Raw genomic sequence first — 22,466 nt, 5'->3', positions numbered from 1 at the left:
GCTGCGCCAGTTGTTTTCCCGGCCTTGCCCGGATCTGTCCCAGCTGGTGAAGATCTTGAGGTGAGTTCCATGCGACCGACCACCGAGGTGCCCACCCCGGCCGGGGACGACACCGCCCCTCACGCCCGGCGGCCCGCCACCGGGCGGGCCGTCGCCGTGCTCGTCCTCGTGGCCGCCGCCGCGGTGATCCCCCTGCTCGGGCCCTCCGCCGTCCTCGACGGAACGGGTGAGGCGGCGGCGCCCGGGGTCACCGGTGTGGCGCTCCTTCGGACGCTCCTGTTCGCCGCCCTCTGTGTGCAGCTGGGCGAGGTGTTCGCGGCGCGGCTCGCCCGGCGGGTGCCCGGGGCTCCGCCCGGGGACGCACCGCGCAGCTGGGCGGCGTACGCGCCCTGGGCGGGGTTCCTGGCCGCGCTGGGACTCGCGTCGATCGTGGCGAACGGCAACCTCGTGCCGCATGCGCTCTCCGACCTGGACATCGCCGGGCTCTACGGGACCAGGGACGGCACCCTCGCCCTCCTTGAGGTCAACGCCTTCGTGGTGGCGGCCCTGTGCGCCCGCTCACGCCGCCCGGCGACCGCACTCGCGCCACTGGCCGCCGTCGTGGTGGGCGAGGCGCTGCGCGCCCACCCGCCGGCCGAGCACACGGCGTACCTGGGCTCGGCCCTGACCCTCGCCCATCTGACGTGTGCCGCGCTGTGGGTGGGCGGTCTGCTGCACGTCCTGCGGACGCTGCGCCGCTGGCGTACGACGGCTCCTGAGGCGGGGGCCGCGCTGCTGGGGCTCTACGCGCGCGTGGCGGCCGTCCTGCTCGCCGCCATCACCGCTACGGGCGTGTGCAGCACGCTGCGGCGGATGCCGGTGAGCACGGTCCTCGATCAGCTGGTGACGACGGCCTACGGGCGCACCCTGCTGGCGAAGGTGATCCTCGTGGCCGTCGTCTCCGTGCTGGCCCTGGTCGCGCGGGGCCGGCAGCGCCACGGCGGCCTGGGGGCCGCGTACGCGCCCGCGCGCGCGGAGGTGGCGGTCCTGGGCGTAGTGGTAGCGGTGTCGGCCGTCCTGACCGCGCTGCCGCTCCCGATCCGCTGGTCGTGAGCCCCCGCGCGCGGGGCGTCAGTTGGTGACGAGCACCTTGAGCGCGGTGCGCTGGTCCATCGCCTTGTAGCCGTCCGGGACACCTTCGAGGCCGACGGTCAGGTCGAAGACGGGCGACGGGTCGATCTTGCCGTCGAGAATGTCGGGCAGCAGCTGCGGGATGTACGTGCGCACGGGAGCGACGCCGCCCCGCAGGGCGATGTTCCGGTCGAACATGACGCTGAGGTCGAGACCGGTGCCGCTGCCGTGCGGCACGCCGACGAAGCCGATGGCGCCGCCGTCGCGGGTGATGTTCACGGCCGTGCTCATGGACTGCTCGGTGCCGACGGCCTCGATCACGGCGTGGGCGCCCTGGCCGCGGGTCAGCTCACGGACGGCCTCGATCGCCGCGTCCCCGCGCTCGGCGACGACGTCGGTGGCGCCGAAGCGGCGCGCGATGTCGGTACGGACCTGGTGGCGGCCGAGCGCGATGATCCGCTCGGCGCCGAGCCGCTTGGCCGCGAGGACGGCGCACAGGCCGACGGCGCCGTCACCGACGACGGCGACCGTGGCGCCCGCGCGCGCACCCGCGCCGAGCGCGGCGTGGTGGCCGGTGCCCATGACGTCGGAGAGCGTGAGCAGCGCGGTCAGGAGGTGGTCGTCGGACGCGGCGTCGGCGGGCAGCTGGACGAGGGTGCCGTCGGCGTACGGGACGCGGACCGCTTCGCCCTGGCCGCCGTCGTAACCGACCGCGCCCCAGAAGCCGCCGTGCTCGCAGGAGGTGGTGAGGCCCTCCGTGCAGTAGTCGCAGACACCGTCCGACCACATGAAGGGGGCTACGACCAGGTCGCCGCGCCGGACGCCGGTCACCTCGGAGCCGGTGTCCTCGACGAGGCCGAGGAACTCGTGTCCGATGCGCTGGCCGGGCTGGCGGGCCGCCTCGCCGCGGTACGCCCACAGGTCGCTGCCGCAGATGCAGGCCCGCAGGACCCTGACGACGGCGTCGGTGGGGAGCTGGACGACGGGTTCCGGCACGTCCTCCACGCGCATGTCGAACGGGGCATGGATGGTGGTGGCGCGCATGAGTGGGGGTCCTTCGTGCTGGTCACAGGCGCCGCTGACGGATCGCGTGCGGGGCGCCTCAGGAGGTGGTCGTGCGCTTTTCACGGTACGCCGCCACCGGTATCGCGCGCGCATCGAGGGGGTGTCCGAGCACGCCGCGCGCCAGCAGGTACTGGGCGGCCACGTAGGTGAGCATCACCCAGAAGTCGGGCCGCGGGAGCTGCGGCCAATCGGCGACGCCCGTCGCGATGAGCGTGTCCGACAGCAGGAAGAGCGCGCCGCCCCACCCCGCCGTGCGGCCCATGCGCGAGGAGCCGTACGCCATGGCGGTCAGGAGCAGGCTGTAACCGGCGACGGGCCCGCGCATGTCGGCCGGCAGGTCGGGCCACAGGAGCGCCACGGTCGTCACGAGCGCGATACCGTACGCGGCCGCGAGCAGCCCGCCACGCGCGCGTGGCGTGCCCGCGCGCTTGAAGAGCACGAGATAGCAGACGTGTCCGGCGGCGAAGGACCCCATGCCCGCGAGGAACGCGAGATCGGCGTCGAAGAGCAGCAGCAGGTCGCCGCCCCACCCGAACAGCAGCGCGGCAGTCAGGAGCCGCGGGCCGCCGCGCACGACGACGGACGCGGCGAGCAGCGGCATGAGGAGCGGTTTGGCGACGGCGTGGACGAGGTCGGTCCCGGCGAGCAGGGCGATCAGGTCGACGGCGGTCGCCACCGCGAAGGCAGCGAGCAGGAGGCGGACCGCGCGTTCACGAGCGGGTGCCGGCGCCTCCCCAGGCGCCGGGGCGGGAGTCGGCGTCACGCGGCGCCCTCGGTCGCCTTCTCGGTGGTCCGGCCCGCGGCGGGGGCCTGGACCGGCGTGGGCGCGTCCTTCGGCTGCCAGCCCGGTCCGCCGAACACCCGGCCGCCGCGCTCGCGCCAGCTGCCGGCCGCCTTCAGGTCCCTGGCGATGGCCGCGTACTCGTGCGTGGCGACCCGCAGCGGGTTGTACGTGCTGATGTTCTTGGTCAGACCGAACACCGGGCGCTCGACCTCGGGCACGAAGGACCCGAAGAGGCGGTCCCAGACGATGAGGATGCCGCCGAAGTTGCGGTCCAGGTAGCCGCCCTGGGAAGCGTGGTGGACGCGGTGGTGGGAGGGTGTGTTGAGGACGAACTCGAAGGCGCGCGGCAGCTTGTCGATGCGCTCGGTGTGGATCCAGAACTGGTAGACGAGGTTCACCGAAGAGCAGAACGCGAGCGCGGCCGGGTGCACGCCGCACGCGATGAGCGGCAGGTAGAACGGCCACACCGTCAGGCTCGTCCACGGCTGGCGCAGCGCGGTCGACAGGTTGAACTTGCGGCTGGAGTGGTGCACGACGTGGCACGCCCACAGGATGCGGATGACATGGTGCCCGCGGTGCGACCAGTAGTAGAAGAAGTCCTGCGCGAGGAGCATCAGCGGGATCGTCCACCACAGGATCGGCACGCGCAGCGGCGTCAGCTCGTAGACCGCGGTGTAGATCGCGACGATCGGGATCTTCCACAGGAAGTCGAAGACGAGGCTGCCGAGTCCCATGCCGATGCTCGTCGCGGCGTCCTTGGTCTCGTAGCCTGCGGCGTCGTCATCGGGATGGATGCGCACGCTCACGATCTCGACGACGGTGAGCAGCACGAAGGCCGGGATCGACCAGAGCACGACATCGGGCAGGTTCGGCGACATGCCTGCACCGTAGAGCCACGGACGGGCCACGGCTAGACGTTGTTACCGACAAGTATTACCAGTGGTAAGACTCTCGTTGTTGGTGCCTTCCCCCATTGCTCTCCGCCGGTTCCCGCGCGTTCACTCAGACCCCGGCCGCCCCCAGGAGCGACCCCGCCCCGTACGTCACGGCCATCGCGAGCGCCCCGCCCGCCATGTTCCGCCACATCGCCGGCCGCACCGCCGCCGAGCCCATCCGGGCACTGCTCCAGCCGGTGAGGGCGAGCGCCGCGAGCACGGAGACCACGGTGACGGGCAGCCGCCAGGCGCTGGGCGGCAGGACGATCGCGAGCAGCGGGAGCAGCGCGCCCACGGTGAAGGCGAGGAAGCTCGCCCAGGCGGCGTGCCACGGGTTGGTGAGTGCGTCGGGGTCGATGCCGAGTTCCACGCGCGCGTGCGCCCGCAGCGCGTCACGCGAGGTGAGCTGCTCCGCGGCCTCCCGCGCCACTTCGGGGCTGAGCCCTCGGTCCTCGAGCAGCCCCGTCAGCTCCACGAGTTCGGCTTCCGGGTACTCGCGCAGCTCCCGCTTCTCCTGAGCGAGCGCCGCCTTCTCCGAGTCGCGCTGCGTGGACACGGAGACGTACTCCCCCGCGGCCATCGACATGGAGCCGGCGAGCAGCCCGGCGAGGCCCGCCGTCAGGAGCGTGCTGCGGTCCTCGGTGGCGCCGGCCACGCCGACGACCAGCCCGGCGGTCGACACCACGCCGTCGTTGGCGCCGAGCACGGCGGCGCGCAGCCAGTTGAGCCGCGTTCCGAGCGCGCCGCCGTGGGACTCCTCGTGCGGTGCGTCCTGCACATCGTCAGTCACCCGACGAGCATCGCACCTGTGTCACCAGATCCGGACCGACCCTCCCCGGGCGAACACCGGACTTGTCGCGTCCTTCGGCGCCTCGTCGAGGGGTTCGCCCAGTTCCTGGACGGTCGGTCCGACGCGGGCCGCGATCGGGTCGAGCAGACCGAGGTCGAAGCCGTAGACACGGGCCGTGTTGCCGCCGACCATCGCGGCGATCTCGTCTCGCGGCAGCCCCGCGTACGCGATCCGCAGCCCTTCGCGGGTGTACGGGTACGTGCCCTCGTCGTGCGGGTAGTCGCTGCCCCACATGATCTTGTCGAGGCCGATGCGGTCGCGCAGCGGCACCTCGTGCGGGCGCATGAAGCTGGCCCCCACGTAGCAGTTCTCACGCCACACCTCGGACGGCCCCTTGCCCATCGAATCGGCGAGCCCCGCACCGAACTTGGACTCCGCCGTGTTCGCCCGCGTCGCCGCCGCCACGAGTCGCCCGTGGTAGTAGTCCAGCATGTCCAGGACCCCGGGGATCCAGCCCGAGCCCTGTTCGGTGAGGACCAGCTTCAGGCCGGGGTGGCGGCGGAACGCGCCGCCGAACACCAGGTGCCACAGGGCCCGGTGCGAGAACCACGTCGTCTCCACCATGAACACCGCGCGCGCCGCCGGTTCGTCGCCGAGCGGCGGGGACGCCGAGCCCGCGTGATGATTGACCGGCACACCGAGCTCGGCGCAGGTGGCCCAGATCGGGTCGTACGCTGCCGAGTACAGCTCGGGAAGGCCCGAGCCCGGCGGTGTGCCGGGCAGCAGCAGGCCGCCCTTGAGCCCGGCGGCAGCCGCCCACCTGATCTCCTTGACGGCCTCGTCGACGTCGTTGAGGAGGATCTGGAAGACGCCCGCCCTGCGCCCCGGGGCGGCGGCGCAGAAGTCGGCGAGCCAGCGGTTGTGGGCACGCAGCCCCGCCCAGCGCCGCGTGAACTCCTCGCGGGTCGGGGCCGGGGCCATCAGGGACGCGGACGGGAAGAACGGCGGGATCGTGTTCGGGAAGACGACCTCCGCGACGATCCCGTCCTGTTCGAGCTCGGCGATGCGCCGGTCCGAGTTCCAGTTGCGGTCGGCGGTGTCCGCGAGCAGGTCGGCGTACGGATTGATGTAGCTCGCCGCCCACGCGTCGAACGCGTCGTGGTGGCGGGACTCCAAGTAGGGCCGGTAGTCGAGGAGATCGGCTCCCGCGTGACAGTCCGCGGAGATCACGGTGTAGCGCTCGCTCATGAGGTCACCCCCAGAGTGGGGAAGTCGTGGTCGGTCAGCCAGTGGCGGCCCACCTCACGCGAGCGCGCCCAGGAGGCCTCGACGGCCGACTGGTCGGTGTCCTGGCCGAGTTCGGCGGGGGTCGGGCCGATACGGGCGGCCAGCGGGGCCAGTTTCCCGGTGTCGAAGCCGAAGACCTCGGCGGCGGCGAGGCCCAGCATGCGCCGGGTCTCCGCCACCGGGATGTCGTGGAAGGTCTTCCTCAGCCACGCGCGCGTGTCGGGCCAGGTGCCCTCGGGGTGCGGGAAGTCGCTGCCCCAGAGGATGTTGTCGACGCCGATCTCGTAGCGCTGGGCGAGTTCGCGGCGCTTGGTGTTGGTGGCGCAGATGAACACCTGGCGGTCCAGGTACTCGTGCGGGGAGCGCTTGAGCTCGGCGAACGGCGAGAGCTTCTTGCCGCCGTGCGCGCCCAGGTAGAGGCGGTCCATGAACCACAGCAGGTTGGGCAGCCACCAGCAGCCCGACTCCGCGACGCCGAACTTCAGGCCCGGGTGGCGCTCGAAGACGCCCGACCAGAGCATGAACCACAGTGGTCGCGCCGGCCACCACGTCACTTCGGAGACATAGATCCCGAGGTGGTCGCCGTACTCGTGGCGGGGCGCCGCCCCGGAGTGCGTGACCACGGGCATCGCACACTCCGCCGCCGCGGCCCACACGGGGTCGTAACGCCGGTCGTGGTAGGGCGCCTTGTCGACCCACATGGAGGGAATCATCAGCGCGCCCAGCCCGGACTCCTTGGCGCGGTGGATCTCCGCGACGACGCGCTCGACCTCGCCGGTGATGGGCAACAGGGCGACACCGCAGTGCCGTTCGGGGTGTTCGGACACGAAGTCGGCCAGCCAGCGGTTGTGCGCCTGGGCGCCCGCCATGCCGAGCTCCGGGTCCTGGTCACCCGAGAGCCCGAGCCCGACGCCGAAGGGCGCCGCCGTCCGGCTGTCCACGGCGTCCGCGTCGGGGAAGACGACCTCGGCGGCCACCCCGTCGCCGTCCAGCTCCTTGACGCGCTGCGCGGAGTCCCAACCGCCGCGCAGGCCTTCTGAGTTGTCGGCGAACCATTTGGCGGCGAACGCGTCGTTGCGGATGCCGAGCCGCGTCGCCTCCTCGCGGCGGGCGCCCCGCTCGCCGAGGAACTCGTCGAAGGCGCGGTGGAAACGGCTGTCCAGATAGGGCCGGTACTCCTCGGTGGGCAGCCCGGCGTGGCAGTCGGAGGAGATGATCAAGTAGGGATCCTGGTCGGTCATCACATGCCCTTCAGTCCAGAATGAAGCTCTCCAGGTACGCCGGGTTCGCGCGCTCCAGCATCGAGGCGGACCTGGCCTTGATCTGCCGGTCGCTGTGCTCGCTCTCGGGCAGCAGCCAGAAGCGGCCGGCCGCGATGCCCTCGGCGACGAAGTCCGCGACCTCCTCGACCGGCGTGAACTCCACCTCCTGGCCCGCTTCCTTCATCGCGGACTCCCACTGGCCGAGGCTGCGGTACGGGGTCCTGCGCGGCCTCTCCTTGGCGTACCGCTCGGGCCGGTTGCGGTGCGACTCCCACAGCCCGGTGCGCAGCATGTGGGGTCCGGGGAAGAGCACGGAGGCGCCCACGCGCGCGTGCTCCGCCTTCAGGTGCGCGTACAGGGACTCGGTCATCGTCACGACGGCCGCCTTGGTGACCGCGTACACGGAGGCGGTGGGCAACGGGGCGATGCCGCCGTCGCCGGAGGACGTGTTGACGACGTGGCCGGGCGCGCCTGCCTCGATCATGCGCGGCACGAAGGCCTGGATGCCGTGGAAGACGCCCCACACGTTGACCTCGAAGGCCCACTTCCAGTCGTTCGGTTCGTGCTCCCACATGCGGCCCTCGGCGCCCGAGCCGACGCCCGCGTTGTTGCACAGGACATGGACGGCGCCGAACCTCTCGTACGCCGCGTCCGCGAGGGCGAGGACCTGGCCGCGGTCCCCGACGTCGACCACGCGCGCGTGCACGGTGGCGCCGTCCTCGCGCAGGCCGGCGGCGGCCTTCTCCAGGGCGGACTCCTCGACGTCCGCGAGCACGACCTTCAGGCCGTCGGCCGCGAACCGCCGTGCCATGGCCAGGCCGATGCCGCTCGCCGCGCCCGTGACGACGGCGACCTGTCCCGCCTCCAGCCGCATCAGACGCTCCCCTCGGGTGGCCCGTCGAGGACCTGCTGCGGGTCGTCGTAGCGCTGGTGGATGTACGGCAGCAGGGCCTGCGCACTGACGCGTTCGACGACCCGGCCCTTCTGGTCGGTGGTCTTCTCGCCGATGGTGAGCTCGACGAGGACGCGCACCGGCAGGTCGGCGACCGGGTCGTACATCGACTCCCGCAGGACCACGTCCCCGGTGATCCGCTCCAGCTTGCGGACCTTCTCGTTGCGCTGGCAGTGCACGAGCACCGGCTCCACGTCGAAGCCCGAACCGTCCACCGCGGGCAGGAACTTGAAGTAGAAATCCGTCTTCAGCGCCGGCTCGGGCAGCGGCAGCGCGCCGCTCACCGCGCCGCGCACCTCCACGAAGGCGATGCCGTGCCGGGCGAGCGCCGCGCTCACCACGAGGCCGTGGCGCTCGACGCTCACCTCGCCGAGCTTCTTGGGCTCGCCGAAGACCTCACGGCCGCCGATCAGGGCGCGCTCGTGCGTCATCGGCATGACGAGCGGATACCAGCCCTCGACGCCGCCGTGCTCGGCGGCGACGGCGACCGAGCCGGCGCCCAGGGGGTAGCCGGGCAGGTCGACCTTGCTGATGTTGGCCCGCACCAGCGGGCGTTCGGTGGGCTTGAGCGGGGGCGGAAGTACCGCAGCTACCGCGTCCGGGTCGCTCTCCCAGACGGCCACCACCCCCGTGGACCAGATGTCGGGGAGCTTCGAGCTCGCGGTGCGCGCGGCGGAGATCTCCGCCTCCGTGCGTGCTCCGTATCGAATGCGTGCCATGTCGTACCACCCTTCGTCGGCGCGGACTTGCCTGGACGGGCGTGCACTTGCGGATGCTCTGTAACACAGTTACAACAGCTTGCGTGAAGGGTAAAGACACGCGCACACATCTCGACCGGGAACAGGTCCTCGCCGCCGCCTCAAAGCTGGTGAAACAGCAGGGCCCGCAGTCCCTGACGATGCGCAAGCTCGCCGCCGAGCTCGGCACCGCCGTCACCTCCATCTACTGGCACGTCGGCAACCGCGAGTCGCTGCTCGAAGCCCTCGTCGAGCGCACCGTCGCCGACCTCGGCGAGATCCGCCCCCGCGGCGCCACACCGGAGGCGCGCGTCGTCTCCGCCGCCCGCGCGCTGCGCCGGCAGCTGCGCGACCATCCCCACCTCGTCGCGATGGTCCACGAACGCGGCCTGACCGAACGGATGTTCCTGCCCGCGCAACAGGTGCTCGTGCGCGAGGTGCACGCCGCGGGCCTGCGCGGGACCCGCGCCGCCGGGGTCGTACGGGCGGTGCAGTTCCACGTCGTCGGCCATGTCCTGGTGGAGCGTCAACGCGAGCGCGCGCCCGTGCAGCGGCCCGGCGAGGAGGAGCTGTGGGGCGCACGGACGGCGGAGGACGACGCCACGCTGGCCCGCGCGCTCAGCCTTCCGGCCGACCCGGAGAAGGTGTTCGACGTCTCCGTCAGGGCTCTGGTGTCAGGCCTGTTGCGGACATAACGGACGCAGCCGCGGGGCCGGGCGACGGAGGTGTCAGTCGTGGCCCGTATCCTCATGGACCATGCTCGAAGACCAGACGACCGCCGCGTCCGCCGCTCCGTGGCCGGCCGCGTATCCGCAGGGATACGCGGTCGTCGACGTGGAGACCACCGGCCTTTCCCGGGACGACCGGATAATCTCCGCAGCCGTCTACCGGCTCGACGCGCGGGGCGAGGTCGAGGACCACTGGTACACGCTGGTCAACCCCGAGCGCGACCCGGGCCCCGTCTGGATCCACGGCCTGACGAACGACGCGCTCGAAGGCGCGCCCCTCTTCAAGGACATCGCCGAGGAGTTCGCGACCCGGCTCGACGGCCGCGTCCTCGTCGCGCACAACGCGGTCTTCGACTGGTCGATGATCGCCCGCGAGTACGCCCGCGCGGAGAGCACCGCCCCCGTCCGCCAGCGCCTGTGCACCATCGCACTGTCCAAGGAGCTCGGACTCCCCCTGCCCAACCACAAGCTGGAGTCCCTCGCCGCACACTTCGGCGTCGTCCAGCGCAACGCGCACCACGCGCTCGACGACGCGCGCGTGCTCGCCGAGGCGTTCCGGCCGAGCCTGCGGGCCGCCGCGAGCGGCGGGGTGCGCCTGCCCCTGCTCGAGTGCAGGCCGCTCACGGAGTGGACGGACGGCGCGGCACGGATCGGCCGCCAGGGCTCGGCCCCGTCGTCGTCCTCGTACGGGGGCGGCGGGACGTGGCGCCCCTCGCGCAAGCGGCAGCCGTGCCCGTACCCGAACCCCGGACGGTACGAACCGGGCAAACAGCTCAAGCAGGGCATGCGGGTGGCGTTCTCCGGAGACACCTCGGTGGACCGCGAACTCCTGGAGGACCGCGCCGTCGAGGCCGGACTGCACATTGCGACGAGCCTGTCCCGGCTCACCAGCGTCCTCGTCACGAACGACCCCGACTCGTACACGTCGAAGGCCGTCAAGGCGAAGCAGTACGGGACACCGGTCATCGACGAGGCGGCTTTCGGTCAGCTCCTGCGGGACGTGGCCCCGGCGTCAGACGGGTGATTGCGCGGCGACTCGCCCGCCCGCCGCTCGCCCCGCGCGACCGCGACGCCCACCCTGTGGCGCATGGCACGTTGTGAGGTCTGCGGAAACGACTACGGAATGTCCTTCGAGGTGCACGCGCAGGGCGCGGTGCACGTCTTCGACTGTTTCTCCTGCGCCATCCACCGCATGGCACCGATCTGCGAGCACTGCCGGTGCCGCATCGTCGGGCAGGGAGTAGAGGTCGACGGGCACTGGTACTGCGGGGCGCACTGCTCCCGCGCGGAGGGGAAGGTGGGGATCGTCGACAAGGTCTGACCCCTCGGGCACACCCCCGTGATGTCGCCCCACGACCGAGTTGTACGGTCGTGGGGTGTACCGCTTCCTGTTGTCCCGGCAGTGGGTGATCCTCACCCTCATCACCCTTCTCCTCATCCCCACGATGATCGAGCTGGGCTTCTGGCAGCTGCACCGTCACGAGCACCGCGTCGCGCAGAACGACCAGATCGGTGCCGCGCTCGCCGCGAAGCCGCTGCCCGCCGAGCAGCTCACCTCCCCCGGGAAGCCCGTTCCCAAGGCCGAGATCCACCGCAGGGTCTCCGCGAAGGGGACGTTCGACACCGCGCACGAGGTCGTCGTGCGGCGCCGTACGAACACCGACGACGAGGTCGGCTTCCATGTCCTGACCCCGTTCGTCCTCGACGACGGCAAGGTGCTCCTGGTCAACCGCGGCTGGATCCCGGCCGACGGCGCGCAGACCGCGTTCCCGAAGATCCCGGCGCCCGCGCGCGGCGAGATCACCGTCACCGGCCGCCTCATGGCCGACGAGACGACCGCCGCGAGCGGCATCAAGGACATCAAGGGCCTGCCGGACCGTCAGATCATGCTGATCAGCAGCGGCCAGCAGGCCAAGGCACTCGGCAAGCAGGTCCTCGGCGGCTTCATCGAGCAGACGTCGCCCGAGCCGAAGGACAACACCCCCCAGCTGATCCCGACGCCCAACCACAGCGACATCGGCCCGCACATGGCGTACGCGGTCCAGTGGTGGCTGTTCGCCGCGGCCGTGCCCGTCGGCTTCGTCGTCCTCGTCCGGCGCGAGCGCCGCGACCGCGCCGAGGCGGCGACGGCGGAAGAGACCCCGGCGGGCCCCGAGCCCGCCACCGTGTAGGCCCGGGCCCACCGCCGCACGCGCATTCGCCCTCACCCGCCCGGCCCCCGGTGGGATTGGCGGCCCCGTCCGCCGGGAACCCGGCTCACGTGCACCGACCCCTTGAGGACTACGCGCTCATCGGCGACCAGCAGACGGCCGCCCTCATCTCCCGTGCCGGCTCCGTCGACTGGCTCTGCCTCCCGCGCTTCGACTCGGCGGCGTGTTTCGCGGCGCTCGTGGGCAAGGAGGACAACGGCCACTGGCAGCTCGGCCCGAAGGGCGGGGGCGACTGCACGCGCCGCTCCTACCGCCCCGGCACCCTGATCCTCGACTCGGAGTGGGACACCGACGAGGGCAGTGTCCGGGTCACCGACCTGATGCCGCAGCGCGACGAGGCCCCCGACCTCGTACGCGTCGTCGAGGGACTCAGGGGCCGCGTCACGATGCGCAGCACTCTGCGTCTGCGCTTCGACTACGGGTCGATCGTGCCGTGGGTGCGCAAGTCCGACGGCCACCGCGTGGCCGTCGCGGGGCCCGACTCGATGTGGCTGCGCAGCGAACCCCCCGTGCGCACCTGGGGCAAGGACCTCACCACGCACTCCGAGTTCACCGTCGAGGAGGGTGAGTCCGTCGCGTTCGTGCTGACCTGGCACCCGTCGCACAAGCCGCGCCCGGACCTCGTCGACCCGTTCGAGTCCCTGCGCCGCTCCCAGGAGGAGTGGGAGGAGTGGTCGGCGCAGTGCCGCTACGAGGGCCCGCAGAAGGACGCGGTCCTGCGCTCCCTGCTCACCCTGAAGGCGCTCACGTTCGAGCCGACCGGCGGGATCGTCGCCGCGCCGACGACATCGCTGCCGGAGGAGCTCGGCGGCGTGCGCAACTGGGACTACCGCTACTGCTGGCTGCGCGACTCGACGCTCACGCTGGGCGCGCTCGTGTCGGCCGGCTATCTGGACGAGGCCATGGCATGGCGGAACTGGCTGCTGCGCGCGGTCGCGGGCGACCCGGCGGACCTGCAGATCATGTACGGACTCTCGGGCGAGCGCCGCCTGCCCGAGATCGAGCTCCCGTGGCTGACCGGATACGGCCACTCCATCCCCGTACGCGCGGGCAACGACGCCGCGCACCAGCTCCAGCTCGACGTGTACGGGGAAGTGATCGACTCGCTCGCCCTGGCGCGGCAGGCGGGCATGCCGTCCGAACCGCACGCGTGGCGGCTGCAGCTGGCCCTCGTGGGGTTTCTGAGCACCGCGTGGCGCCGGCCCGACCAGGGGATCTGGGAGGTCCGCGGCCCGCGCCGGCACTTCGTGCACTCCAAGGTGATGGCGTGGGTGGCCGCCGACCGTATCGTCAGCGCCCTGGAGGACGAGCCCGGTCTTTCGGGCGATCTCGACGCCATAAGGCAGCTGCGCGACGACATCCACCGTGACGTGCTGGCGCGCGGATACGACCCGGAGCGCAACACGTTCACCCAGTACTACGGCTCGACCGCGCTCGACGCCTCGCTGCTGCTCATTCCCCGCGTCGGCTTCCTGCCGCCCGACGACCCGCGCGTCATCGGCACCGTCGAGGCGGTCCACGACGAGCTCTCCCACGACGGCTTCGTGCGCCGCTACAGCGCCGAGGCGACCGGCCTGGACGGACTCCCCGGCCGCGAGGGCACGTTCCTCGTCTGCTCGTTCTGGCTCGCCGACGCGCTGCATCTGACGGGGCGTACGCAGGAGGCCCGCGAGCTGTTCGACAAGCTCTGCGGGATCGGCAACGACCTGGGGCTGCTCGCCGAGGAGTACGACCCCGTGTCGGGGCGCCAGCTCGGGAACTTCCCGCAGGCGTTCAGCCATATCGGCCTGGTGGGGACCGCCCTCACGCTGTTCGGGACCGGCGAGGCAGGATAGGACCCATGGATCTTGGACTGAAGGACCGTGTCTACGTCGTCACCGGAGCCACCCGTGGCCTGGGCAACGCCGCCGCGCGTGAGCTCGTCGCCGACGGCGCGAAGGTGATCATCACCGGGCGGGACGAGAAGCGGGTGGCCGAGGCCGCCGAAGCGCTCGGCGAGAACGCCGTGGGCGTCGCCGCCGACAATGCCGACCCCGACGTCGCGCGGCGCCTGATCGAGGCCGCGCGCGAGAACTTCGGCGGCTTCGACGGCGTACTGATCAGCGTCGGCGGGCCGGCCCCCGGCTTCCTGGCGGACAACACCGACGAGCAGTGGGAGTCGGCCTTCGAGTCGGTCTTCCTCGGCGCCGTGCGGCTCGCCCGCTCGGCCGCGGCCGAGCTCGGTGAGGGCGGTGTCATCGGCTTCGTGCTCTCCGGCTCCGTGCACGAGCCGATCCCCGGCCTGACCATCTCCAACGGTCTGCGCCCCGGGCTCGCCGGCTTCGCGAAGTCCCTCGCGGACGAGCTGGGTCCGCGCGGCATCCGCGTCCTCGGGCTGCTCCCGGCGCGCATCGACACGGACCGGGTCCGCGAGCTCGACGGCCTGTCCGCCGACCCGGAGGCGGCCCGCGCCGCCAACGAGGCGCGCATCCCGCTGCGCCGCTACGGACGACCGGAGGAGTTCGGCCGCGCCGCCGCGTTCTTCCTCTCGCCCGCCGCGTCGTACCTCACGGGCGTGATGCTCCCGGTGGACGGCGGCTTCCGACACGGCTTCTGAGCAGTCGGGCTCCGAGTCACGGGGTCTGAGTCACGGAGTCTGAGTCACGGAGTCAGCTCACGCGCTCCGCGCGGTGCTTCACCGCGCGGAGCCGCACCTCGGCCGGCAGGGCGGCGAGCCCGGCGGAGTCCCGCGCGTGGCCCAGGGCCTCCTCGCTGATCTGCTGGAGGGCCGCTCCCGGCTCCGCGTGCGGTTCGAGGAGCAGGCCCATGCGTACCTGGGGTGCGGAGCGCCGACCGGTCAGGACGACCCCGGCGCGCTCCACGCCGTCGAGCGACTCCGCCTCACCGGCGAGGACCCCTTCGAGCGCGCGGCCGCGCAGCAGCGCGCCCTCGCCGTCCCCGGTGTCGACGAGGACCTCGGTGAGCCGGCGCCGGCGCAGCTGAGCGACCAGCCACCACAGGGCGAGCAGCACGCAGACGGCGAGCACGGCGATGACGACCGGCCACCACCAGCCGTCGTCGCGCCACCGGTAGCGGTCCGCCTTGCTCAGCAGCACGTCGTGCCGGCCGTCGTAGATCCACCAGGACGGCGGGGGCGCGCCGAGTCCGACGGCGAGTACGGACCCTCCGAACACGACGAGGATCAGTCCGGCGAGGCCGACGACGACCCGGTTCACGGTCCTGAGCACGGGGCTCATCCTTTCTTTCCGGGCCGCGCCACGTGCACGGCGAGGCCGGGCGTGGAGGTGAGACCGAGACCCTTGACGGCCTCGCCGATCACGGTGTCCAAGTCGGCGCGTACGTCGTCGAGTTGACGGAAGTGCGAGAGGGCCCGCACCTCGACCTTGGAGCGCTTCATCCGGACGCGTACGGACTGCACGCCCGCCACCTCCATGGCCCGGTCGCGCAGGACCATGGCGGCCGCGTCGCGGTGCAGTCCGGCGCGTACGTCGGTGTGGGTGCGGCGCATCGGCAGGACAGCGCGAAGGCCGGGTGTCGCGGCGAGCACGATCAGCCACAGCCCGAGCGCGGCGGCCACCCCGGCGCCGACCAGCACCCACACGTTGTCCAGGGGCCGCTCGGCGAGTTCACGGGCGAGGGCGCGCCGCCAGTGCATCGCGGAGTGACCGGCACGCACGGCGGCGATGTCGTACAGCAAAATCCCGGAGGCACCGAGGAGGACGACCGCGACCAGTGCGGCGGGGATCCGGCGCGGCGACCAGAAGCGGCCGCTGCCGCGCCCGCCCTCCGGCGTGGGCAGCGCCTTGTACGTGGCAGCAGACCCCGACTGGCCGAACTGGTCGAGCTCGCCCTGCCCGCGTTCGACGACGGGCAGGGACTGTGTGGGCTCGCTCATCGGATCCTCCGCTGTGCCGCGCCGCGATCGTGCTCCGAGTGCAGCCGCTCCACCTGGACGGCCACCTCGGGCACCTCCATCCCCGCCAACGCCCATACCCGCTCCGCGACTTGACGACGCACGGCACCGCACTGCGTCCCGATGTCGCCGGGGTAGTCCAGCTCGAGACTGATGCGCACATGGGCGATGTCGTGGCGCACGGAGACGGTGGCGTGCGGGGCGCTGCCGCCCGTGGGAACGGCGGGGAGCGCCTCACGCGCCGCCTGTGCGGCGATCTTCGCGACGACCCGGTCGGCGATCCGGGTCGCGCCGCGCTCGGCGGGCGCGACCTGCGTCGCCACCGGTCACCGCCGCCGGTCGCCGCGCGTGCGGAAGAAGTCGCCGGGTTCCAGGTCCCCCTCGAGGAACCGGCCGGCGACGAAGCCGACGGCGCCGAGCGCCGCCACCAGCAGGAAGGCCCCGAAGCCGCCGAAGTATCCGGCGAATCCGAGAGCCATTCCGGCGATCATGCCGATCACGGCCAGGTTCATCGAGCGCTCCTCCTCAAGGGCAAGCTCGCGAGCGGATGGTTACTGCAGCCGGGACTCCGGCTCCTCGTCCTCTTCGTCGGGCAGCTTCACGTCGCTCACCGCGATGTTGACCTCGACGACCTCGAGGCCGGTCATGCGCTCGACGGCCGCGACCACGTTCTCGCGCACGTCGCGGGCGACGTCGGCGATCGACACCCCGTACTCCACGACGATTTCCAGGTCGAGCGCCGTCTGCACCTCGCCGACCTCGGCCTTCACCCCGCGCGACACGGATTTGGTGCCGCCGGGCACCCGGTCGCGTACGGCTCCGAAGGTGCGGGACAGGCCGCTGCCCATCGCGTGCACGCCCATGACGTCCCGCGCGGCGAGGCCGGCGATCTTCTCCACCACACCGTCGGCGATGGTGGTGCGCCCTCGCGCTCCGGCGGATCCCCCGCCCCGCTTGGTCACACTGGTCCTGCCCCCGGTCGCTTCGCCCGGCTTCTCTACGGTGTCGCTCATCGCGGGTCGTCCCTTTCGAAGAGGTTCTCTCAGGCCGTTCTCTGGGAGTCACTGCTCTTTCGCCCACACTAAGTGCGGTTGCCCGGTCGCGCGCCAGGGATGCGGCAGGCTGGGGCAATGAGCGCTGACCGATGGATGCAGGCAGTACGGCACCAGCTCGGACTCGGCAGGCTGGTGCCGCTCGGAGGGCCGCGCGACGGGTGCTGGCTGGCCGAGTCGGCGGCGCGGTCGGCGTTGCGCCAGGCAGCCCAATCGGTGCACGGGGTGCGGCTGGGAAGCCTGCGCGTCGAGCTCGCCGACCCCGACGGTTCCTACGAGGCCGCGGTGCCCGCGCCGCCGAGTGCCCTGCCGCCGGGGCCGCTGAGGATTGTCGCGGAGTGTGCGGCGGCGCCGGACGAACCGCTGCCCACGGCCGCGTCCCGGCTTCGCGCGGCCCTGAACGGCGCGGCGTCCGACAGGCTCGGGCTCGCGGTGGCGGAGGTGGACCTGCGGGTGACGGCGCTGCTCGACGACGGTCCGGAAGCCGAGACCGCCTCAGGAGATGCAGAGTCAGATATCGCGGACGGCGGGCGGGCGAAGGCTGACAGTGACGAGGAACGGGCCGGACAGGCCGCGCTCTCCGTGCCGGGGGTGGCGCGGCTGACCGGTTCGCTGGGCGGCCTGGGGCACGCGGTGCACATCGGGGAGCTTCCCGAGGGTGCGGCCACGCTGCCGCGCCGCCATGTGCGGATCGAACTGGCCGTGTCGGGCGGGCGGCGGGTGCTCGATGTGGCGCGGGACGTGCGGACGGCGGTCACCGAGGCCCTGGCGGATGATCCGTCAGTGGCCGTTCTGGTGACCGCCGTGAGCTGAGGGCCGTCCGGCCCGGGTCATGCGTGGGTCGCGTCAGTCGCCGAGGCCCGCGAGGTCCCGGAGCCGGCGTCCCTGTGCGGCACGCTCGGCGGTGCGCTGCTCCTCGTACGAACGTCCGGAGACGCCCTGGAGCAGGGCCTTGGTCTCGATGACGGCGTCGCGGGGCGCGGCGATGAGTGCGCCGGCGAGGTCGCGCGCGGCGGCGTCGAGCTGGTCGGCGGGCACGACGAGGTTGGCCAGGCCGATGCGGCCGGCCTCGTCGGCGTGGACATAGCGGCCGGTGACGCAGATCTCCAGGGCGCGCGCATATCCCACGAGGGAGACGAGGGGGTGCGTGCCGGTGAGGTCGGGCACCAGACCGAGGCTGGTTTCGCGCATGGAGAACTGCACGTCCTCGGCGGCGATCCGCAGATCGCAGGCGAGGGCGAGCTGGAAGCCGGCACCGATCGCGTGTCCCTGCACCGCGGCGACCGTGATGAGGTCGCTGCGCCGCCACCAGGTGAACGCCTCCTGGTACTCGGCGATGGTGTCGTCGAGCACGTCGTCGGAGCCGCGCGCCAGGTCGATGAAGGACGGCTCGCCGTCGAAACCCTCGGGCGTGAACGCCTGACGGTCGAGGCCCGCGGAGAACGAGAGTCCCTCCGCGCGCAGTACGACGACGCGCACGCTGCCCGGCAGGGACTTCCCGGCATCGGCCAACGCCCGCCACAGAGCGGGACTTTGGGCGTTGCGCTTGTCCGGGTTGGTCAGCATCACCGTGGCGATGGAGCCGTCGACGGTGAGGCGGACCCCGTCCTTGTCGAGTACCGGCGCGAGCGAGCCGGATCCGCTGTCGGGCGAAGCCATGTGTGCCTCCGATGGTGTGCGCAGTCGGTCGAGGACGTTTCGACGCCCTCGAAACTACTGCACAGTAACCAACCGGCCGGTCGGCGGACCGACCGGGTGGTCACCATCGAAGCCTGTGCATTGCCCGGGTCAGCCGGCCGCGGTCGCCTTCTTGCCGCGTGTAGCCCCGCCGCGACCTCGCAGCGTGACTCCCGACTCACTGAGCATCCGGTGCACGAACCCATACGAGCGGCCGGTTTCCTCGGCCAGCGCTCGGATGCTCGCACCGGAGTCGTACTTCTTCTTCAGGTCTGCCGCGAGCTTGTCGCGCGCGGCGCCGGTTACCCGGCTGCCCTTCTTCAGAGTCTCGGCCACCCGTGCCTCCTCATGGGAAGTGCGCTCTGGACTTCTCATGATCACCCCTCCCGGGCTTCCTGGCCACCCATTCGGCAAGGTCCGTACGACGAGCTTGTGCGGTCGGGAAGCGGCCGACACGAGCGGAACGGAGGGTTCCGGGCACAGTCGGGTGGGGCCGGAAACGGGGTTCCCCACGAAGGGCCAGGTCAGCGCCCTGCCAGGCGGCACAAGGGCCCCGGCGGGGGTGCGGCGACGGAATGCGTGTAGGACACACCGCGGTACGAGGAGATCTCACTCAGATGATGGATCACGGATCGGCCGAATGATCCATACCGAGTGGATCAGGCTTTCGATCAAGCCGTGCTGACGGCCGACCGTGATCGTGCGCGCCCGGAAGCGGGCGCAGAAGCGGACGCGGGCGGGTCAGGCGAGGCTGACCAGATCCGCGTAGTCCTGGCCCCAGAGGTCCTCGACACCGTCGGGAAGCAGGATGATCCGCTCCGGCTGGAGCGCGTCCACGGCGCCCTCGTCGTGGGTGACGAGGACGACGGCGCCCTTGTAGGTGCGCAGCGCGCCGAGGATCTCCTCGCGGCTGGCCGGGTCGAGGTTGTTGGTGGGCTCGTCGAGGAGCAGCACGTTCGCGGAGGACACGACGAGCGTGGCGAGCGCGAGGCGGGTCTTCTCGCCGCCGGACAGGACCCCGGCCGGCTTGTCGACGTCGTCCCCGGAGAACAGGAACGAGCCCAGCGTCTTGCGCACCTCGACCAGGTCCAGGTCGGGGGCGGCGGAGCGCATGTTCTCCAGGACCGTGCGCTCGGGGTCGAGGGTCTCGTGCTCCTGCGCGTAGTAGCCGAGCTTGAGGCCGTGGCCCTCGATGATCTCGCCCGTGTCGGGCTTCTCGGCTCCGCCGAGCAGCTTGAGCAGGGTGGTCTTGCCGGCGCCGTTGAGGCCGAGGATGACGACGCGCGAGCCCTTGTCGATGGCCAGGTCGACGTCGGTGAAGATCTCCAGGGAGCCGTACGACTTCGACAGGCCCTCGGCCATCAGCGGCGTCTTGCCGCACGGTGAGGGCTCGGGGAAGCGCAGCTTGGCGACCTTGTCGGAGACGCGGACCGCGTCGAGCCCGGCGAGCAGCCGGTCGGCGCGCTTGGCCATGTTCTGCGCGGCGACGGTCTTGGTCGCCTTGGCGCGCATCTTGTCGGCCTGGGAGTTGAGGGCCGCGGCCTTCTTCTCGGCGTTCTGGCGCTCGCGCTTGCGGCGCTTCTCGTCGGCCTCGCGCTGCTGCTGGTAGAGCTTCCAGCCCATGTTGTAGACGTCGATCTGGGAGCGGTTCGCGTCCAGGTAGAACACCTTGTTGACGACCGTCTCGACGAGGTCGACGTCGTGGGAGATCACGATGAAGCCGCCGCGGTACGTCCTGAGGTAGTCGCGCAGCCAGACGATGGAGTCGGCGTCGAGGTGGTTCGTGGGCTCGTCGAGGAGCAGGGTGTCGGCGTCCGAGAAGAGGATGCGGGCCAGCTCGATACGGCGGCGCTGACCGCCGGAGAGCGTGTGCAGGGGCTGGCCGAGCACGCGGTCGGGCAGGTTGAGCGCGGCGGCGATGGTGGCGGCCTCGGCCTCGGCGGCGTATCCGCCCTTGGTGAGGAACTCCGTCTCCTGGCGCTCGTACTGCTTGAGGGCCTTCGCGCGCGTGGCGCCCGTGCCGTTGGCGATGCGCTGCTCGTTGTCCCGCATCTTCTGGATCAGGGTGTCCAGGCCGCGCGCGGACAGGATGCGGTCGCGGGCCAGGACGTCGAGGTCGCCGGTGCGGGGGTCCTGCGGGAGGTAGCCGACCTCTCCGGAGCGGGCGATCGTGCCGCCGGCCGGGGTGCCTTCACCGGCGAGGCACTTGGTGAGGGTCGTCTTGCCCGCGCCGTTGCGTCCGACCAGGCCGATGCGGTCGCCCTTGGCGATACGGAAGGTGGCGTTCTCGATGAGGATGCGGGCGCCGGCGCGCAACTCGATGGCCGAAGCGGTGATCACGGACAGACTCCTGAGCAGGGAATGGACGGCGGAAGGGCTACTGAGGGCGATGAGCCGTCTAGTGCGTGCGGAGAATGGCCATGGGCCAAGTCTAACGGGACGATGCAAACAGGTTTCCGCCGTGCTGTTCCGGGGCTGAGGGGCAGACCGCCACGAAGTGTCCGATAGTGGGCGTTGGGCGGCGGGCCGCCGCCCCTGACCTGCGGCAGAGGGCGGCGCGGCCATGCAGTTCGACGACGACGCCGACCTGGACACCTCCGAGGTCCAGGACAGGCGCCGGGTCCCCGGCGGCCGGCGGACCATCGGCGGCGGCCTCGCGGGGCTGCTCGCCCTTCTGGTCGGCCTCTTCTTCGGCACCGACGAATTCGGCCTGTCCTCCGGCGGCGGCGAACCCGACACCACTGTCTCGTCCGCGGCCCAGGTCAGCCAGGACTGCCGTACGGGCCAGGACGCGAACAGCAAGGAGGACTGCCGCATCGTGGCGGTCGTCAACAGCGTCCAGGACTACTGGCGTCAGGAGTTCCGCGACCGCAGGGGCACCTACTCCCCCGCACAGACCGTGTTCTTCACCGGCCAGGTCCAGACGGCGTGCGGCACGGCGACCTCGGCGGTCGGGCCGTTCTACTGCCCGGGCGACCGCAAGGTCTATCTGGACCTGGGCTTCTTCAACGACCTGCGCACCAAGTTCGGCTCCAGCGGCGGACCCTTCGCGCAGGCGTACGTGGTGGCGCACGAGTACGGACACCACGTCCAGAACCTGATGGGGACGCTCCAGCGCTCCCAGGACGGGCGTACCGGCCAGAACAGCAACGCGGTGCGGGTCGAACTCCAGGCGGACTGCTACGCCGGGGTGTGGGCGCACCACGCGACGACGACGCCCGACGACAAGACGGGCAAGCCGCTGATCACGAACCTCACCGACGCGGACATCCGCGACGGCCTGGACGCGGCGGCCGCCGTCGGCGACGACCGGATCCAGGAGAAGTTCCAGGGCCGGGTGACGCCCGAGTCCTGGACGCACGGCTCGGCCCAGCAGCGCCAGGAGTGGTTCTACGAGGGCTACCGCACCGGCGACATGGCGCGGTGCAACACATTCCGGTGAGCGCGGCCGGCTCGCCGGGCGGATTGTCAGTGCCGGGTGCCAGTCTGGATTCGGCAGCACAGTCCCGACCGGCGAAGAGGGTGACGAAGGAGTGAGCACAGTGAGCGGTACGAAGGGGGAGGGGCGCGCGAGTTTCTACCCGTCCTTGCTGTACGCCGACGCGAAGGCCGCGATCGAGCAGCTGACCTCGGCGTTCGGCTTCACCGCCGCGGCCGTGCACGAGGGCGAGGGCGGCTCCGTGATGCACGCCGAGCTGACGTACGGGAACGGCGCGGTGATGCTCGGCTCGAAGGGCCGCGGCGGCCGCTTCGACGAGGCCATGAAGGGCGCGGGCCCGACCGGGATCTATGTCGTCGTGGACGACGTCGACGCCCATCACCGCCGGGCCGTCGAGCACGGCGTGGAGATCCTGATGCCCCCGACGGACCAGGACTACGGCTCCCGGGACTACATGGCCAAGGACGCCGAGGGCAACGTGTGGAGCTTCGGGACGTACGCGCCGCAGATACCGGCCTGATCGCA

General features: G+C 71.7%; 26 protein-coding genes. 10 read left to right on the top strand and 16 right to left on the bottom strand.

Features of this window, described 5'->3' with window-relative positions:
- Positions 1–69 precede the first annotated feature (69 nt).
- Positions 70–1,092 carry a CopD family protein gene (locus OG698_RS34565; RefSeq protein WP_406107697.1) on the top strand — a complete coding sequence of 341 codons (1,023 nt, stop codon included), beginning with the start codon at positions 70–72 and terminating at the stop codon, positions 1,090–1,092.
- 18 nt (positions 1,093–1,110) lie between these two features.
- On the opposite strand, the gene OG698_RS34560 is transcribed toward OG698_RS34565, so the two are convergent.
- The 8 genes from OG698_RS34560 to OG698_RS34525 form a co-directional block, all read right to left on the bottom strand.
- Positions 1,111–2,154 (bottom strand): zinc-dependent alcohol dehydrogenase family protein, encoded by a 1,044-nt coding sequence (locus tag OG698_RS34560; RefSeq protein WP_399979696.1) that lies wholly within the window; start codon positions 2,152–2,154, stop codon positions 1,111–1,113.
- A 58-nt stretch (positions 2,155–2,212) separates the two neighbouring features.
- On the bottom strand, positions 2,213–2,938 hold the full coding sequence (locus OG698_RS34555; RefSeq protein ID WP_406107695.1) for a lysoplasmalogenase: 726 nt from the start codon (positions 2,936–2,938) through the stop codon (positions 2,213–2,215).
- Positions 2,935–3,837 (bottom strand): sterol desaturase family protein, encoded by a 903-nt coding sequence (locus OG698_RS34550; protein WP_406107694.1) that lies wholly within the window; start codon positions 3,835–3,837, stop codon positions 2,935–2,937. Before OG698_RS34550 ends, OG698_RS34555 begins: the two co-directional genes overlap by 4 nt.
- Before the next feature lie 124 nt (positions 3,838–3,961).
- Entirely contained in the window at positions 3,962–4,684 is a 723-nt protein-coding gene (locus tag OG698_RS34545) for a VIT family protein (protein WP_406107693.1), read from the bottom strand.
- 21 nt (positions 4,685–4,705) lie between these two features.
- Complete coding sequence (locus OG698_RS34540) at positions 4,706–5,932, bottom strand: amidohydrolase family protein (RefSeq protein WP_406107692.1); 1,227 nt, start codon at positions 5,930–5,932, stop codon at positions 4,706–4,708.
- A complete protein-coding gene (locus OG698_RS34535) occupies positions 5,929–7,212 on the bottom strand; it encodes an amidohydrolase family protein (RefSeq protein WP_406107690.1) in 1,284 nt (427 codons plus the stop codon). The genes OG698_RS34540 and OG698_RS34535 overlap by 4 nt, the downstream gene beginning before the upstream one ends.
- Positions 7,213–7,222: 10 nt before the next feature.
- On the bottom strand, positions 7,223–8,107 hold the full coding sequence (locus tag OG698_RS34530; protein ID WP_406107688.1) for an SDR family NAD(P)-dependent oxidoreductase: 885 nt from the start codon (positions 8,105–8,107) through the stop codon (positions 7,223–7,225).
- The gene (locus OG698_RS34525) at positions 8,107–8,904 is read right to left on the bottom strand and encodes an acetoacetate decarboxylase family protein (RefSeq protein WP_406107686.1); all 798 of its coding nucleotides are present in this window, start codon (positions 8,902–8,904) and stop codon (positions 8,107–8,109) included. The genes OG698_RS34530 and OG698_RS34525 overlap by 1 nt, the downstream gene beginning before the upstream one ends.
- Before the next feature lie 83 nt (positions 8,905–8,987).
- On the opposite strand from OG698_RS34525, the gene OG698_RS34520 reads away from it, so the two are divergent.
- From OG698_RS34520 to OG698_RS34495, 6 genes are all read left to right on the top strand, one after another.
- Entirely contained in the window at positions 8,988–9,617 is a 630-nt protein-coding gene (locus OG698_RS34520) for a TetR/AcrR family transcriptional regulator (protein ID WP_406107684.1), read from the top strand.
- Between the two features lie 61 nt (positions 9,618–9,678).
- Positions 9,679–10,674, top strand: a complete 996-nt coding sequence (locus OG698_RS34515) for a DEDDh family exonuclease (protein ID WP_329574614.1) — start codon at positions 9,679–9,681, stop codon at positions 10,672–10,674.
- 63 nt (positions 10,675–10,737) lie between these two features.
- Positions 10,738–10,971 (top strand): hypothetical protein, encoded by a 234-nt coding sequence (locus OG698_RS34510; protein ID WP_100592621.1) that lies wholly within the window; start codon positions 10,738–10,740, stop codon positions 10,969–10,971.
- A gap of 55 nt (positions 10,972–11,026) precedes the next feature.
- On the top strand, positions 11,027–11,821 hold the full coding sequence (locus OG698_RS34505) for an SURF1 family protein (protein WP_406107681.1): 795 nt from the start codon (positions 11,027–11,029) through the stop codon (positions 11,819–11,821).
- An 89-nt stretch (positions 11,822–11,910) separates the two neighbouring features.
- Entirely contained in the window at positions 11,911–13,695 is a 1,785-nt protein-coding gene (locus tag OG698_RS34500) for a glycoside hydrolase family 15 protein (protein ID WP_406107679.1), read from the top strand.
- A 5-nt stretch (positions 13,696–13,700) separates the two neighbouring features.
- Positions 13,701–14,456, top strand: coding sequence for an SDR family oxidoreductase (locus OG698_RS34495; RefSeq protein ID WP_406107677.1), 756 nt, complete (start codon positions 13,701–13,703; stop codon positions 14,454–14,456).
- Between the two features lie 52 nt (positions 14,457–14,508).
- On the opposite strand, the gene amaP is transcribed toward OG698_RS34495, so the two are convergent.
- Genes amaP through OG698_RS34470 form a run of 5 tightly spaced genes read right to left on the bottom strand, consistent with a single transcriptional unit; the run spans position 14,509 to position 16,786 of the window.
- Entirely contained in the window at positions 14,509–15,096 is a 588-nt protein-coding gene (gene amaP / locus OG698_RS34490) for an alkaline shock response membrane anchor protein AmaP (RefSeq protein ID WP_399979648.1), read from the bottom strand.
- Complete coding sequence (locus OG698_RS34485; protein WP_406107675.1) at positions 15,093–15,755, bottom strand: DUF6286 domain-containing protein; 663 nt, start codon at positions 15,753–15,755, stop codon at positions 15,093–15,095. Before OG698_RS34485 ends, amaP begins: the two co-directional genes overlap by 4 nt.
- Positions 15,752–16,096 carry a hypothetical protein gene (locus tag OG698_RS34480; RefSeq protein ID WP_406107673.1) on the bottom strand — a complete coding sequence of 115 codons (345 nt, stop codon included), beginning with the start codon at positions 16,094–16,096 and terminating at the stop codon, positions 15,752–15,754. The genes OG698_RS34485 and OG698_RS34480 overlap by 4 nt, the downstream gene beginning before the upstream one ends.
- 3 nt (positions 16,097–16,099) lie before the next feature.
- Positions 16,100–16,285, bottom strand: coding sequence for a hypothetical protein (locus tag OG698_RS34475; protein ID WP_100592493.1), 186 nt, complete (start codon positions 16,283–16,285; stop codon positions 16,100–16,102).
- A gap of 39 nt (positions 16,286–16,324) precedes the next feature.
- Complete coding sequence (locus tag OG698_RS34470) at positions 16,325–16,786, bottom strand: Asp23/Gls24 family envelope stress response protein (RefSeq protein ID WP_326776409.1); 462 nt, start codon at positions 16,784–16,786, stop codon at positions 16,325–16,327.
- A gap of 117 nt (positions 16,787–16,903) precedes the next feature.
- On the opposite strand from OG698_RS34470, the gene OG698_RS34465 reads away from it, so the two are divergent.
- A complete protein-coding gene (locus OG698_RS34465) occupies positions 16,904–17,638 on the top strand; it encodes a nucleopolyhedrovirus P10 family protein (protein WP_406107671.1) in 735 nt (244 codons plus the stop codon).
- A gap of 33 nt (positions 17,639–17,671) precedes the next feature.
- Here OG698_RS34465 and OG698_RS34460 read toward each other — a convergent pair whose 3' ends face one another.
- The 3 genes from OG698_RS34460 to OG698_RS34450 form a co-directional block, all read right to left on the bottom strand.
- Positions 17,672–18,484: an enoyl-CoA hydratase/isomerase family protein gene (locus OG698_RS34460; RefSeq protein WP_406107670.1), complete on the bottom strand. Its 813-nt coding sequence runs from the start codon at positions 18,482–18,484 to the stop codon at positions 17,672–17,674.
- A 129-nt stretch (positions 18,485–18,613) separates the two neighbouring features.
- Positions 18,614–18,838 carry a helix-turn-helix domain-containing protein gene (locus tag OG698_RS34455; protein ID WP_189492003.1) on the bottom strand — a complete coding sequence of 75 codons (225 nt, stop codon included), beginning with the start codon at positions 18,836–18,838 and terminating at the stop codon, positions 18,614–18,616.
- A 405-nt stretch (positions 18,839–19,243) separates the two neighbouring features.
- A complete protein-coding gene (locus tag OG698_RS34450; RefSeq protein WP_326776406.1) occupies positions 19,244–20,842 on the bottom strand; it encodes an ABC-F family ATP-binding cassette domain-containing protein in 1,599 nt (532 codons plus the stop codon).
- A 223-nt stretch (positions 20,843–21,065) separates the two neighbouring features.
- Between OG698_RS34450 and OG698_RS34445 the strand changes: the two genes are divergently transcribed.
- Entirely contained in the window at positions 21,066–21,944 is an 879-nt protein-coding gene (locus OG698_RS34445; RefSeq protein ID WP_326776405.1) for a neutral zinc metallopeptidase, read from the top strand.
- 100 nt (positions 21,945–22,044) lie between these two features.
- The gene (locus tag OG698_RS34440) at positions 22,045–22,461 is read left to right on the top strand and encodes a VOC family protein (protein WP_398374488.1); all 417 of its coding nucleotides are present in this window, start codon (positions 22,045–22,047) and stop codon (positions 22,459–22,461) included.
- Positions 22,462–22,466 lie beyond the last annotated feature (5 nt).

The organism is Streptomyces sp. NBC_01003, assembly GCF_045162695.1.
GTDB lineage: Bacteria > Actinomycetota > Actinomycetes > Streptomycetales > Streptomycetaceae > Streptomyces.
Note: the sequence above shows the minus strand (reverse complement) of the source record. Positions and strands in the feature narration are given on the sequence as shown.

What these genes read in the sequence shown, in the direction of transcription:
- OG698_RS34565 (WP_406107697.1), top strand. Translation starts at nt 70, where the DNA reads ATGCGACCGACCACCGAGGTGCCCACCCCGGCCGGGGACGACACCGCC.
- OG698_RS34560 (WP_399979696.1), bottom strand. Translation starts at nt 2,154, where the DNA reads ATGCGCGCCACCACCATCCATGCCCCGTTCGACATGCGCGTGGAGGAC.
- OG698_RS34550 (WP_406107694.1), bottom strand. Translation starts at nt 3,837, where the DNA reads ATGTCGCCGAACCTGCCCGATGTCGTGCTCTGGTCGATCCCGGCCTTC.
- OG698_RS34540 (WP_406107692.1), bottom strand. Translation starts at nt 5,932, where the DNA reads ATGAGCGAGCGCTACACCGTGATCTCCGCGGACTGTCACGCGGGAGCC.
- OG698_RS34535 (WP_406107690.1), bottom strand. Translation starts at nt 7,212, where the DNA reads ATGACCGACCAGGATCCCTACTTGATCATCTCCTCCGACTGCCACGCC.
- OG698_RS34530 (WP_406107688.1), bottom strand. Translation starts at nt 8,107, where the DNA reads ATGCGGCTGGAGGCGGGACAGGTCGCCGTCGTCACGGGCGCGGCGAGC.
- OG698_RS34525 (WP_406107686.1), bottom strand. Translation starts at nt 8,904, where the DNA reads ATGGCACGCATTCGATACGGAGCACGCACGGAGGCGGAGATCTCCGCC.
- OG698_RS34515 (WP_329574614.1), top strand. Translation starts at nt 9,679, where the DNA reads ATGCTCGAAGACCAGACGACCGCCGCGTCCGCCGCTCCGTGGCCGGCC.
- OG698_RS34510 (WP_100592621.1), top strand. Translation starts at nt 10,738, where the DNA reads ATGGCACGTTGTGAGGTCTGCGGAAACGACTACGGAATGTCCTTCGAG.
- OG698_RS34495 (WP_406107677.1), top strand. Translation starts at nt 13,701, where the DNA reads ATGGATCTTGGACTGAAGGACCGTGTCTACGTCGTCACCGGAGCCACC.
- amaP (WP_399979648.1), bottom strand. Translation starts at nt 15,096, where the DNA reads ATGAGCCCCGTGCTCAGGACCGTGAACCGGGTCGTCGTCGGCCTCGCC.
- OG698_RS34485 (WP_406107675.1), bottom strand. Translation starts at nt 15,755, where the DNA reads ATGAGCGAGCCCACACAGTCCCTGCCCGTCGTCGAACGCGGGCAGGGC.
- OG698_RS34475 (WP_100592493.1), bottom strand. Translation starts at nt 16,285, where the DNA reads ATGAACCTGGCCGTGATCGGCATGATCGCCGGAATGGCTCTCGGATTC.
- OG698_RS34470 (WP_326776409.1), bottom strand. Translation starts at nt 16,786, where the DNA reads ATGAGCGACACCGTAGAGAAGCCGGGCGAAGCGACCGGGGGCAGGACC.
- OG698_RS34465 (WP_406107671.1), top strand. Translation starts at nt 16,904, where the DNA reads ATGAGCGCTGACCGATGGATGCAGGCAGTACGGCACCAGCTCGGACTC.
- OG698_RS34460 (WP_406107670.1), bottom strand. Translation starts at nt 18,484, where the DNA reads ATGGCTTCGCCCGACAGCGGATCCGGCTCGCTCGCGCCGGTACTCGAC.
- OG698_RS34445 (WP_326776405.1), top strand. Translation starts at nt 21,066, where the DNA reads ATGCAGTTCGACGACGACGCCGACCTGGACACCTCCGAGGTCCAGGAC.